This window comes from Bacillus sp. SH5-2, assembly GCF_008368905.1.
GTDB classification, from domain to species: Bacteria; Bacillota; Bacilli; order Bacillales; family Bacillaceae_G; genus Bacillus_A; species Bacillus_A luti.
This window is the reverse complement of record NZ_QOSD01000037.1, coordinates 118,929-132,897: the sequence shown is the minus strand read 5'-3', so window position 1 is coordinate 132,897 and position 13,969 is coordinate 118,929. Positions and strand designations below refer to the sequence as shown.

Sequence of the window (13,969 nt, the reverse complement as noted above, 5' to 3'; positions counted from 1 at the left end):
ATAAAAACATAGGAAAGAATAGCGTTTCTTATTTTGAAATAGAAGTCAGCATTTAAACTAAACATGCTAATATTGATTTTGTGCGATTGTCAGTTACCTCATAATAAATTTCTAATCCTTTCCGAGTACCTGTAACCATTTTAGCAGCTTTTAATTTAGATAAATGTTGACTAATTGTACTTTGAGGCATCTGTAAATCCCCATACATTGTTGTTACATTAGTAGGACCTTTTGCAAGCATTATTTTTACTAAGGATAAACGAACAGGATGCGCCAATACCTTTAGTACTTCAGAGATTTCTTCAAACATTTCTTTTTGTTCTTTCATCTTATTTTTCCCCTTTTATATACATATTTATGTTATCCATATATATAATTCGAAGGTATATACGATTTTATGTCCGTCATTTTAAAAAAATATAAAAAAACTTTCTCCCGAAACTAAAGGAATATCTTAACATAATGTCTCACTATCAATACTCTTATAGATACAGACGTATCTACTCTACACTCAGCTAACTAAAATCAATAAAAAAGAGAACAGATAATCTGCTCTCTTAAGATGCCTCCTTATGCTCCGTGGAATGTTTAACACTTCCCATTCTCTTTAGCTTATTCCACCCTACCGCTACTCCTCGAATCGATGAGAATATAGATTTAATGACAACATAAGTCATAAATTGGCGATAAATAAAGCGTTGTAAAATTAACCATGCTAATGGTTTCGGATTCTCATTTTCTAATTTAAATGCAAACAGAGAAGCGAGAAGATCCATTAAAAAGAATACAAAATAAAATCCTAAAACTTTTAGCGGATCACTACTAAATAGCCCCATAATCATTAATATATCTGCAAAAGGAGCAATAAATTGGAGAACATATTGAAATAACCACATATTAGGCAATGCAATAAATCCTAATGTTTTTTGTTTTGTATTAAACAATGCTTTTCGATGTTTCCAAAGACATTGGAGTGTACCATATGACCAACGATATCGCTGTTTAATGAGACTTTTCACATCTTCAGGTGATTCCGTAAAAGCATAAGCCTTTTCTTCATATACAATTCTATGTCCTTGACGTAAAAATGTAATAGTAAGATCCGTATCTTCTGCTAATGTATCTTCGCTTAAATATCCAGATTCAATTACATTCTTTTTACGCCATGCCCCAATAGCTCCTGGAACTACTGTAATACAATTTAACTCATCAAAAGCTCTACGTTCTAAATTAAATCCTGTAATATATTCAACATGTTGCCACGTAGTTAACAAGTTTCGTCTATTCCCCACTTTGACATTACCTGAAACTGCTGCTACATTCTGATTTTCAAAGTGTCTAACCATTAGAGAAATAGCGTCTTGCGCAATAATAGTATCCGCATCTAAAGTGACAATGATCTCTCCTCGCGATTGTTGAAATCCTAGGTTCATTGCCGATGATTTCCCGCCATTTTCTTTCTGAATGAAACGAACTTTAGGGTGTTTATAAAAGGTTTCTTGCATTACTTGTGATGTACCATCTGTCGATCCGTCATCCACGACAATAACTTCAAACTCTTTATAATTACTATCCAAAATTGAGCGAATCGTCTTCGCTATCACCTTTTCTTCATTATATGCTGCTATAACAACACTAACAAAAGGTTGATAGGACGAATTAATACAACGAGATAGCATTTTTCTTTTCTGCTTCCATGCAAAATAAATTAAGAATAAGAATCGAAAAATCCCTAATCCAATAGCAACATAAAAAATAGTTGTTAATATATGTTTAAAGTATCCCGCTCCTGAAAAGACAGCTTTATTGTAAAGCAGATATTGCTCACCCTCAGAAGAAACTGGGGGCATAATTTCATCTCGTTCTTTATTCATTAAATCTGAAATTGTTACAAAATTATATCCATGCTTTTTAAGCTCTTTAATAATGATCGGCAACGCCTCTACCGTATGGGTACGATTCCCTCCCGCATCATGGAGAAGAATAATATTTCCCTCTCCCTTATAAACAGGATTAAGAGCACGCTTTACTAATTCATTTGTGGATGGTGTTGCCCAGTCCTCAGGATCAACTTTTTCTGCTACCATTGTATAGTTCATATTTTGCGCCCGTAAAATAGGCAATATTTCATTTGATGAATCTGGGTTAGCATCCGCTTCATATGGTGGCCTAAATAAAACTGTAGAATGTCCAGTTATTTCCTGAATCAGACGTTGCGTCGTATTAAGTTCTACTTTTGTTCGCAGTAAAGACGTATCAGCTACGTTAGGATGCTTGAAAGTATGATTGCCAATTTCATGCCCTTCATCATATATTCTTTTTACAATACTAGGATTTAGTTGCGCGTTTTCACCAAGTACAAAAAAAGCAGCTTTTATTTTATTCTCTTTTAATATATCTAAAATTTCCGGCGTATATTTCGGGTCTGGTCCATCATCAAATGTTAATACTACTTGTTTTCCCCTTGGTTTTCCATATCGTTGCACTTCATACGCAGATGGTATGGATTGATATACTTCATCTGTAAGGTAACCATCTTTTCCTACTTTAAAATCTCTCAATCCATTTTGTCTTTCCTTCTCAATCTGTAGAATTTCACCTTGTCCAGAATAATTCACTTCATCTAAACTAGTGATTTTATGTAATACATCAGGACTTTTTTGTGCCTCAATCGGATTTTTTAAAACTTTCCATATTGTAGGGTCTTCTGCTCCTAGTCTCCATAATGCAAACCCCTTTGCATTGTTGTCCATTGCGATTTTCACTTGATTATAGAGAGTAACACTGTCTAAGAACCAAGCAGTATGTTCTTCCTCTCCGGTTTTATATCTAAAATAAGGATTTCCACTAATTTTATCCCATTGAATTTTTATATTTGAATTATCCGCCATTGCCATAACTTCTGAAAAAGTTAAAGACTTCGCAGGTTCTTTACTATGCACTTTCCAATCATATCCATAGTTACCGGAAGCAACTACAAGTTTATTAGACGGAATATTCAGTTCTTTTAATGTGTGTTGGAACCATTTATTAGAAGCAATCGGCCCTGGTTCCCCCGCTCCATAGTGCTCATCGTACATCATTACAATCATTCGATCAATTATCTTTGCTAACGCACTATAATCAAAAGCCTTATCATTAGCTGGAACATCTTGTGTAACGAGCAAATCATGTTTATGAAAGACCGTAGTGAGTTCTTTCATAAAATTTGTTAAGTTTTCTCTATCACTTTCAGGTATCGCCTCAAAGTCAATATTAATACCCGCAAATCGATTCTTTTTAACTTGCTTTACTAAATCATTTATAAACTTTGTCTTTACATCATTTGAGGAATTCAGTAAATTATGAATTAGCCCACTATCAGGACCAGAAGCTTCCTCTGTGTAGTTAGTAAGTAAAGGCATAATTTTCACTTGATTTTTTTCTGCTAACTTTACTATCTCAGGTTTTATCTCACTTCTAATCGTTAAATCTGCTTTTAAATGATACCACTCTGGTACTAGTGTGGTTAATGAATCAATATTTTCTTTTAAAGAAGCCGTACTATTTTCATCCCAATTTACATAAAAACCATACACTTCTTTAGGTTGTTTACTATCGTTCGTCGAATTCACCAAATTTTTATTATCCTTCATTTCGTTATTTGGTTTAAATTCTTCCTTCTTTAACTGCTGATCACTAAGTTTTTGATCAATAGGTACAAATTTATTATCTTGTTGTACAGCGGTATTCATATTTGGAATTTCTGGTGTTGAAAAAATACTTTGAAAGAAAAAATAAAATACAATACTTACACTAACTACTGAGATACATAGAAACCAAATAAAAGCTATGTTTCTCCTTCCTTTCGGATCATAAAAAACAGGTTTTGATTTATCTTTCTCTTGTTGAATATTTTTCTCCATTATATTTTTCACATACTCCTTCTTAATAGAACTATAGAATAATAAAGTGTAACTTTAATCAGCCCTCTTCAATCGGACGTTTACGTGCAGCCCAGCTCCCATCTCAAAATTTTGAGATGGGAGTTTTACTGCTTACAATAGGGAGATAGATCCTTTAAGCTTTGAAATGAATCTCCCACTTCCATATTCTATTGATTTTTCTTTTCATTCCCTTGCTGGTGGCCTCTATTTTCTTGTTGAGACCCCCTACCATTATTCCCTTGTTGATTTCTATCATTTTCTTTCTGGGATCCTCTTCCATTATCCCCTTGCTGATCCCCATTATTTCCTTGTTGAGACCCTCTTCCGTTGTTCCCTTGCTGATCCCCATTATTTCCTTGTTGAGAACCTCTTCCGTTGTTCCCTTGCTGATTTCCATTATTCCCTTGTTGGGACCCCCTACCGTTGTTTCCTTGCTGATTCCCATTATTTCCTTGTTGGGACCCCCTACCGTTGTTTCCTTGCTGATTCCCATTATTTCCTTCTTTACCGTTGCTTCCTTCCCATTATTTCCTTGTTGGGGACCTCTACCGTTATTCTCCTGCTGATTCCCCCTATTTTCTTGCTGAGATCCTCTACCATTATTTTCTTTTATTTGCTTCGATGACTGTTCCTCTGTTTTCTTTTGTTCTTCATGCTCTGGCTCCTCATATTTTTTTTCTTTTACAGGAGACAAATCTGGTGATGCATCAGAAGATGACTCCGGCTGCGATTGCACCTCTTCTTCCTTTTTCACCGAATTAGACGGCGTGGCAGGTGGAGTAAGTGATTTGTTCTTCTCATTCTCTTGCTTTATATAGACACCTGTGCCAATTCCAGCTTTTCTAGCATTCTCTCGTACTTGCATCGTACTGCTTTGATATTCGACTGTAATATGTTTAAGCTCATATTCTTTCTTTAATTCCTGCATAGCCTTTTCCAACTGTGGTTCTAACGACTTGTCCTTTGCAACAGCTGTTAGCATAACTTGCTTATCATTCGTTAAATACTTATCCTCTTGACTTTGCTTTATAATAGTGCGTATCACATCTTGCAGATGCTTATTTTCCCACCGTTTCATTTCTTTTAAAATACGCCTTCCGTCATCATTACAAGCCCGCAAATCTATAACACGAAGATCCTTCGTTACGCTCGCCTCTAAACTAGGATTTATATCAACTGAGACATAAGCAAATACCTTTTCTTCCGGTTGGTTATAGAAAAACAGCAATACACATAGAAAACAAGCAACAAGTAATGATGCCGGCTTTAAAAAATAAGGGATTGAAAAACGCGATGCTCTTTGTTCTTGTTCTTCAAACGAGATTTCCTCTCCAATCATGCAAGAATCCCCTTGTCTTTTACACGTAATAAACTCTCCATTTGGTGTTAAAACAACTACACTATGCTTTTTTATATCCATCACAATTCCTTTATTCATCATGCTTCCCTCCCCTTATATAATCAAGAATGTATGTATAGTTATTTGCGAAGATAATACACATTGCAATGATATATTTTCTATGCCGCTCCAACGTTTTACGACTTACCCTAACACGCGGTTCAATATGTTTAAGCGGTAACTTTTTCTTTCGGAACAGCTCCTCCATCATTTCCTCTTCTTTTATAATCATTTTTACAATTTCTATTAAATGCTCACGCGTGTCACGATGCTTAGGAGATTCTTTCGCAAGCTCTGAAAATGTGATTTTAAACTCAGCTAACACACTTTGAAAATGAAGAATTTCCTCCTTACGGTTACTATTGTCCATCTCTTTCATATACTCCGTAAACGATACTTGCATTTCTAACATTTCCTCTTGCTCATCTTCTTTTAAAAAGACACGGTTATGCTTAGACTCCTTGCGTATATAGTCAATTACATCTCTTTTTATAAGAAGATCAGCAAACGCTAGAAAAGATTTTCCTTTTTTATATGAATACTGTTCAATTGCTTCGTTAAACGCAAACAATCCAATACTATATTCATCATCCTGTTCTGTAATATATCGGTGGCAGACAGACGAGATTGATTTTCTAATAAAAGGCTGATACTGAACGATAAAGGCTTCCTTATCTTCTCCGTTGTTTTGTATGTTACATACGATATCTTCTATTTTCGGTTTTCTTAAGATCTTCATTACTAAACTTAACACTGGTAATCTCTCAGCCTCCTTCTGCTTTAAATGGAAAAATGGTCACTAAACAAGTGACCATTTAACCACATTTTGTTAGCACTTTTCTTTGGTCTTGTCTTCTTGCTGTTAGTTATATTTTTCGAGTCTAACTTTTCCCACCGTTTCCCTAATGATTTTCCTTTTCTCTCGGCACTAAAGTTAATCCTATATTTTAATGTACTTTCTTATTTTCTTCCGCTTGTTTTGCTTGCTCTTTTTCTATTTTATCTGCAATCCTTGAATAACTCTTCTCTATATCATTGGTAATTTCATCCTTTTATTTCGGATACCCCTCTTAACCTAGTAATTTTATTAACACTTCAATATTCTTTCATAATCATTTTTCTTCTATTTATTTTCTTCACTATACATATTCGGAGGAATACAAAGTTTTATGGGGGTCAAAAAATATTTTTATAAAAAATATATATGTATTTTTTATAAAAACCATTGATTTGAAAAAGGGCTAATCAATGGTTTTCTTATAATATCTATTAAATTAAGTTGTGCTCTCATTATATATAAGCAAATCTGCTGTTCTCACTATTTCCTGCCGATTTTCTCTATTGTTATCTTTCTTGATTATCATAATATGTCTTATCTGCATATTTTCGATCATTTCCTTTTAGATAAGCTAATATTACTTTTGGATTTTTAAGTAAGGCCCAGTCTCCATATGTATCAAATCTTCTGCATGAAGTTATCATTCCATTTTTAATGGTACCGAATTTCTTATGATTTCGCTTTCCCCATTCTTTTAACCGTTTAGCGAAATCTGCATCTTCTGCCATAAGCATGTTTTCATTAAATCCGTTGATTGCCATAAAGTCTTTTCTATAGCACCAAAAAATCCCTACAGATATAGCTCCGTACTTAAAAAGTAAGGGGATTATTATTAACATTGCGGAGAGAAATATTCCTAAAGATATTCTTTCAAACTTCCCATTTACCCCACCACCAATGTATTTACCTGAAGCTAAATATTTATCTACATTAGACAACATAGACTCTGTCATTATGGTATCAGCGTCTATAGTAACGATTATTTCTCCACTAGCTATTTTAGCCCCTGCATTTCGAATTTTAGATAAGTTTTTATCTTTATTTTTTAATGTAATACAATTATAAGATTTTGCTATTTCCTCTGTTTTATCTGTGCAACGATTTAAAACAACTATAACTTCCGTTTGCTCTTTATATGCCTCTGATGCCATTGCAATTGAATCTAAACATTTTCTAATGTACTTTTCTTCATTATGTGCAGGAATAATAATAGAAAATTTCATATCTTTTTTCAAATTGACTCCTGAAGATTCGTTTGTCTCAGTCATAATATCCCCCTTATTTATAAGATAAATATCTGTTATACATAACATATATTAAAATTTATTAAGTTATATTATAGGAACTGCAGGTAAACTATTACTTGCGTATTAAAAAACCAAAAACGTTATTCTTTCTAAACGAGCTAAATTATTAGAAAGAATAACGTTTTTTATTAGTTACATTAATATTTTATTCGTTGCTTTATTTCTTCAAAACGAGCACGTATAATTTTTTTGATATCCGGGTAATCCTTATATAAAGTAACAGTATACATAATGGAAGATGCAAGAATAGTAGACCATATTAACCAATCTCCAGCATGAGAAAGAACTTTAATTATTTCACTCATAAATTGTTCCTGTCCGTCATGAAATGTTGATACGAGAGCATTAAGGTTGAATAATAATAAAATTACAATTCTCCCTAAAAGCATAATAATCCATCCGATAATATACGAATAGCCACCAACACTACATAATTGATAGTTATGATGAAAGACTTTCACTCTCTTAGCTTGCCAATAACCAACTACCACTCCTAATATAAGTAAGCTAATTAATTCAATTGTAATAATAAAGTCCAAACTATTTGGAAGCCCCATATATGTTCTAATTATAGCCATGATTGGTATACCAAGAAGATCAAAACTATCTACTTTTTTAGGGATAAACTGCCTAATGATTAATACAATAACGACTACAAGAATAATAATGAAAACTTTATTCATGCGATCAATCCCTCTTTTTTTCTTTTAAATAATACTCAATAAGCTGATTTACTTTTTCTTCTGGATATGATTCTGGTGTTTGAAGGACATGAATTACTAGCCCATCGATAAATCCGTACAGTATCTCCAATTCAAACTCTCTATTATCCCATGGTTTGACATAGCCTAGCTCCTTCATTAAATCTAGGATCATTCCCATAAGATACCTCGTATGGTCATCCATTTTCTTCCGAAGTTCAATAAGCTCTGGGGAACTAAAGGATATACCGAGAAATGTAATCCAAACCTTCCCTTCCAACATTTCTTCTTTATTAGATGGAATAATAAATTTCATTAATCTTCTAAGTGCTTCTTCTTTCGTTCCTTTAAATTCATTTGTACGAGTAGTTGCTCGCTCTTCCATCCGATTCAATACTAAATTCATTGCATAATGAATTAATTCATTTTTAGACGAAAAATGATGCTGAACAAGTCCGACCGAAATGTTTGCTTCATCAGCGATTTGCTGTATTGAAGCTTTATCAATACCTTTTTCTAATATTACACGCCAAGTAGCGGTGGCGATTTGATTCTTCCTTTGTATTTGATCAACTATTTTAGGCATTCACATCCCCCCTTTTTATAATATGGTTATATTATAAAAAAAGTACTTAAAACAATATGAACATATTATTTTAAATGTAATAGGGCTCTTTCCACATCACCATCAAGCTAAGAAAATACAACTACCCCCAGAACAAAAAATTGTGCTTACTTGTAATAAAAATCTCATTTTTTCGTTTTGGGGTGTTATAAAATCTTTAAGTTGATGGGCATAGGGTGGGACCCCAAACAGTACGATTTTATTTCAAAGACACAACGATCTTACTATACACTTTTTATTTATCCCACACCCTCATCTGCTAGTATTACTATTTTTTATTACTAATGTCGCCGTTTCACTCGGATGGCTAAGAGGAAAATGATGGCCATATGGAACAAAATCAACCTTACCAAGATGCGATGGAGCAGAATAGCCTCTGTCATAATCCCCCCAAATAATGTGAAGATTATACTTTGTTACTTCATTGAAATCACCTTGATCGTTTTTCAGTAGTAAACTGTTAAGCTGAACTGTAGTATTTAAAATTCTAGGAGAAGTAAAACTGTTACTTATTTTTTCAATATAATGTTTAGGGATACTCTCCGTACTTTCAAACAAACCATTACTTAATAAATAACGCCCTATCAAATTAGTAGTTGCCATTTTTAATGTCCATTTGTTCATAAATTGAGGAACATTTAGCGATTTAGTATTTTTTTTAGCAACAGGTGGCTGAAGTAAAGTGATTGAATACTTCTTATCTATGTACTCTTGTACCAATGCTTCCAAAAGAATAAACGCACCGAATGAATGGCCAATTAGATGTGCACCATTAGTAGCTTTCTCCAATAACTTTTTCACTACATTCAAATAGATATCTAGAAGATTTTTCTCTCGTTTAAAAGGAGAACGTCCCAGACCTGGAAGATCCAAGATCCATACAGGTTGACCGGTTTTTTCATGAAGCTCTTGTGCTAAAGGAAATAAATCCTCTCCATCACTCAATAAACCATGTAATAAAATAAACGGTTTACCCTCTCCTTGTAATTGGTAAAGGGTAGTGTTATCGCATAATGTTCGTTTAAATAAATGATTATGCTGGCCATTTTGATACATCATTCGATAATCCAGATCAGCTACTACGGCAGGGAAAAATTTCATTACACTCGTCTTCTTAAACCAATCTCCTCCCATAATTTTTTTCGCTGAAACATTTAAAAATTTTCGTTTTGTAATAAAATTCAGTCCATCAGAAGGAATTTTTGTTATTTTACTTACTCCACTATTCATAATTGCTTTCATAAGTGGCATTGGGACAGAGATTTTTGGTGCCCTCATATTCATACTTTCCGACATAATACTTAATAATTCAGCAATGTTCTGATCGTGCTGTTTGTCTTCAACAAGTGTATATGTTTGAATAGTCGGTTGCTCCAATCTGAAAACCTGCACTATAAACTTCGCAAGCTCATCGTTTGAAATAAGTGGTAACCTATATCCCTTACCTCCAGGAATCACTGGCATGAGCCCTCTTCGCATACTCATTACAAGCAAACCTAATCCTGCTATCTGTTCTGTACTCCCTGTTTTACTACTACCGACTACAGTTGGCGGATTAATTACAGAAAGCGGATAACCTACTGCTGATGCCTGATGACGGATATAAAAATCTGCTAAAAATTTTGTTCTCTCATATGGATTTTTTATTTTCAAATAATTGTTTCCTTCTTTAAACACATCAATTGCAATCTTGCTATTTTTATCATCAAAGGGACTCATATAACCTACAACATGAATAAATTGTTGCAAGCCCTTCAATTGATGAATACTTTTAGCTAATTCACTAATATGTTTGGCGCCATTTAAAAATACTGAAGCTGCCTCTTTACTTGTCACTTGAATGTCCATGGGGCCTCCTGCGTGAATAATCACATCCGTTTTCAATACCCTCTCCTTATCTTCAGCACTTAGACCTAAATCTATTTTCGTCAAATCACCTTCAATAAAGTGCATAACTGCCTTTTTTAAGATGCCTCTTTCTTGAAAAATGCGTGTTGCTTTACTTTTCGACCTCACTAAAAGAAGAATTTTAACATCCTCTTTGACTAATTCTTTCACTAATTGCTTTCCAATAAAGCCTGTTCCACCAATTAAAAATACTGTTCTCATATAAAATCTCCTTTTTAGTACTATTCAGTACTAATTTGATGTAAAAAAAAAGCTTCTTTTATCGAAGCAAGTTAAAAAGATGATCTGCTGTTTTCGTGATTACAGTTGCATCCTTCAATGTTTCTGAAATAAATAACGCTCCTTCAAGATTTGTAATAAAAAGGGATGCAACCTCATCAATATTAATCGTATTTCTGAATTCTCCATTCTCTACCCCTTGTTTAAGTAATAGAGAAACTTTCTTTTGTAATCCTGTAAAAAAAAGACCTATTTTTTCTTTTATTTGCGTGGCCTGTTTAGGACTTTGAATATAAAGAGTAATAAATGGACAGCTCCCCTTATACTCTCTCGACTGAACTCCCTGTGATAATTGCTTTAAAAACAGTTGGATACGATCTTCAACTAAAAATTGGTTCTGAGAAAGTACGTCATCAATTGCAGATTGATACATTTCAATCCAATAATCAACGACCCCTTCTAATAATACTTCCTTATTAGAAAAGTGATAATACACATTAGACTTTGAAACTTTGCTTACACGTACTAATTCATCCATACTTGTATAAGCAAACCCTTTTTCTAAAAATAATGTTGCAGCTACTTCAATCACACGTTTTTGATTCATTAATTTTACCTTTGTCATAACTAGAACTATATAGTACTAATTTAAATATTGCAAGTATTTATGTTAATTTAGAACAAAATTTGATTAAAAAAGTTCCACTAACATTATAAGTATTGATCGGTTAAACCTCAAAACATTGAGTTTAATTCGTTACCAGTTGCCCATATTTTCAAATACAATGAGTATGATACTGGTAAATGACAAATAGAAAGAGCATATTTTGAAAAAAGATTAATCAAAACATGCTCTTATTTCATCGAATTGCTCAACTAAAACAACGGTTAATTCAATAACCACCTCATATAATTTTTTTCAATAACCTTACTATAAATGGTGTCTTTAATGTCTCCCTTATTAATAAATTTTTGTGTTTCATAAAATTACTGATCTGTTTTCGCCTATTTGGAACCATTAACAAAGGTAATCTACTAGGATTAAACCACCCAATTTTTGCAGTTTCAGGTCCATTATTTATTGGCTCTCCCCCTAGTAATCTCCCTGAAAATAAATGTTGCATATCATCGTATTGAGGCTGGTGATATTCTCCTATTTTACGCTCGATAACAATTATATAGCCTGTTTCTTCTTTAGTTTCTCTTATAGCACACTTCTCTAACTGTTCATTTTCTTCTAGTCTTCCCCCAGGCAAATCCCAGATAGGATAATCATTTCGTTTAACTAGTAATATTTTTCCTTCATTATTATCAACAATAGTAAAGCACCCTGTGGTTTTTGTAGTATTCATTATAAATATGCTCTCCTTAACTTACCCAATTGCCAATCAACTAGTATTTCTCTTTGTCTAAAAAATTTTCCTTCTCGCTGAATTAAATGGACCATATAAAAAGAAAAGCACGGAAAATCTCCCGTGCTTTTCTAAACATATATATTATTCCGATAAATTCAGTTACCTCGATACTTACCCTAACTGACGTTTAAATGCTTTACTCGCGAAAAAGTAAGAAATGATCATGATACCTACGCACCAAGCGAGTGCAATCCAAATATCGTTGCCAACAGTTCCTTCATATAATAAAGCACGAATTGCATTCACAATTGAAGTTACAGGCTGATTCTCAGCAAATGCACGAACAATTTTTGGCATCGTTTCAGTAGGTACGAAGGCTGAACTAATAAATGGAAGAAAAACGAGTGGGTACGAGTATGCTGTCGCCCCTTCCATGGACTTCGCTTTCAGCCCTGGAATGATAGCTAGCCATGTTAGCGATAACGTAAACATTCCTAGTATCCCAGCTACTGCAAGCCAATCTAGAATATTCGCACTGGAACGAAAGCCCATTAAGAGCGCAACAAGAATAACCACCACGATAGTAAGTACATTAGCAACAAGAGAGGTTAATACGTGAGCCCACAATATCGATGAGCGCTTAATAGGCATCGTAATGAAACGTGCCATCAGCCCACTCTTTACATCCGTAAACAGTCGCACGGAAGTGTAAGCTACACCGGATGCGATAGCCATTAGCAAAATTCCCGGCAATAAATAATTTACGTAGTTTTCCGTTCCTGTTTTTATTGCACCGCCAAACACGTAGACAAATAATAGCATCATCATAATCGGTGTAATCGCTACCGTAATAATTGTATCCGGACTGCGCATAATGTTACGCATTAAACGACCTAGTAATACCCCTGTTTTGCTTTTCATTTACATCTCCTCCTTTTTACCGATAATAGCAAGGAAAATCTCTTCCAATGTTGGCTGCTTCTCGATATACTCCACTTTAGCTGGTGGGAACATCTCTTTCAGTTCAGTAAGAGTACCTGTCGTAATAATTTTTCCTCCATGCAAGATCGCGATACGGCCCGCCAGTTGTTCTGCTTCCTCCAAGTACTGAGTCGTAAGCAAAATCGTTGTGCCGCTACCAGCAAGTTCCTTCACCGTATCCCAAACTTCAATCCGCGCTTCAGGATCAAGCCCTGTCGTCGGTTCGTCAAGAAAAATAACTGCTGGCGCCCCAATCAAACTCATGGCGATATCAAGCCGGCGCTTCATCCCTCCTGAATATTGCTCTGCCCTCTGATTAGCTGCACCAGTCAAGCTAAATCTCTCAAGCAAATTGTCAGCGACTTGAGCAGGATTGGATACTCCGCGTAACTTAGCAACCATTATCAAGTTTTCTCTTCCAGTGAGCATACCGTCTAAAGCTGCGAACTGACCTGTCAAACTGATGCTTTGGCGAACATAATCTGGTTGACGCTGGACATCAAATCCGCAAATACTTACTTCACCACCATTTTGCTTCAGTAGCGTCGAAAGGATGTTAACCGTTGTCGTCTTACCTGCTCCATTTGAGCCTAGCAGCGCGAAAATTTCGCCACGCTGCACCTCAAAATCCACCCCTTTTAAAACTTCCTTGTCTTTAAAAGATTTTTTTAACCCTTTTACAGAAATCGCTGTATTACTCATACTTTTCC

11 protein-coding genes and 1 pseudogene are annotated in these 13,969 nt (G+C 34.4%); all 12 read right to left on the bottom strand.

Annotated elements, in window-relative coordinates:
• Nucleotides 1-52: 52 nt before the first annotated feature.
• On the bottom strand, nucleotides 53-328 hold the full coding sequence (locus tag DN410_RS26305; protein WP_000662958.1) for an ArsR/SmtB family transcription factor: 276 nt from the start codon (nucleotides 326-328) through the stop codon (nucleotides 53-55).
• Nucleotides 329-557: 229 nt separating this feature from the next.
• A complete protein-coding gene (locus DN410_RS26300) occupies nucleotides 558-3,905 on the bottom strand; it encodes a trifunctional glycoside hydrolase family 18/polysaccharide deacetylase/glycosyltransferase family 2 protein (protein ID WP_149178656.1) in 3,348 nt (1,115 codons plus the stop codon).
• 188 nt (nucleotides 3,906-4,093) lie between these two features.
• Nucleotides 4,094-5,367 (bottom strand): annotated as a pseudogene (locus DN410_RS26295) (anti-sigma factor domain-containing protein).
• A complete protein-coding gene (sigI, locus tag DN410_RS26290) occupies nucleotides 5,357-6,079 on the bottom strand; it encodes an RNA polymerase sigma factor SigI (RefSeq protein ID WP_149178655.1) in 723 nt (240 codons plus the stop codon). Before sigI ends, DN410_RS26295 begins: the two are co-directional and overlap by 11 nt.
• Before the next feature lie 590 nt (nucleotides 6,080-6,669).
• On the bottom strand, nucleotides 6,670-7,431 hold the full coding sequence (locus DN410_RS26285) for a glycosyltransferase family 2 protein (protein ID WP_149178654.1): 762 nt from the start codon (nucleotides 7,429-7,431) through the stop codon (nucleotides 6,670-6,672).
• Nucleotides 7,432-7,607: 176 nt separating this feature from the next.
• Nucleotides 7,608-8,153 (bottom strand): hypothetical protein, encoded by a 546-nt coding sequence (locus tag DN410_RS26280; protein ID WP_149178653.1) that lies wholly within the window; start codon nucleotides 8,151-8,153, stop codon nucleotides 7,608-7,610.
• Nucleotides 8,154-8,157: 4 nt separating this feature from the next.
• Nucleotides 8,158-8,757 (bottom strand): TetR/AcrR family transcriptional regulator, encoded by a 600-nt coding sequence (locus DN410_RS26275; RefSeq protein WP_149178652.1) that lies wholly within the window; start codon nucleotides 8,755-8,757, stop codon nucleotides 8,158-8,160.
• A gap of 291 nt (nucleotides 8,758-9,048) precedes the next feature.
• Nucleotides 9,049-10,905, bottom strand: coding sequence for an alpha/beta fold hydrolase (locus DN410_RS26270; protein ID WP_149178651.1), 1,857 nt, complete (start codon nucleotides 10,903-10,905; stop codon nucleotides 9,049-9,051).
• A gap of 58 nt (nucleotides 10,906-10,963) precedes the next feature.
• Complete coding sequence (locus tag DN410_RS26265) at nucleotides 10,964-11,530, bottom strand: TetR/AcrR family transcriptional regulator (RefSeq protein ID WP_149178650.1); 567 nt, start codon at nucleotides 11,528-11,530, stop codon at nucleotides 10,964-10,966.
• 298 nt (nucleotides 11,531-11,828) lie between these two features.
• Entirely contained in the window at nucleotides 11,829-12,275 is a 447-nt protein-coding gene (locus DN410_RS26260) for an NUDIX hydrolase (protein ID WP_149178649.1), read from the bottom strand.
• 174 nt (nucleotides 12,276-12,449) lie between these two features.
• Entirely contained in the window at nucleotides 12,450-13,199 is a 750-nt protein-coding gene (locus DN410_RS26255) for an ABC transporter permease (RefSeq protein ID WP_016086966.1), read from the bottom strand.
• Nucleotides 13,200-13,961 carry an ABC transporter ATP-binding protein gene (locus tag DN410_RS26250; protein ID WP_149178648.1) on the bottom strand — a complete coding sequence of 254 codons (762 nt, stop codon included), beginning with the start codon at nucleotides 13,959-13,961 and terminating at the stop codon, nucleotides 13,200-13,202. It lies immediately after the preceding gene.
• Nucleotides 13,962-13,969 lie beyond the last annotated feature (8 nt).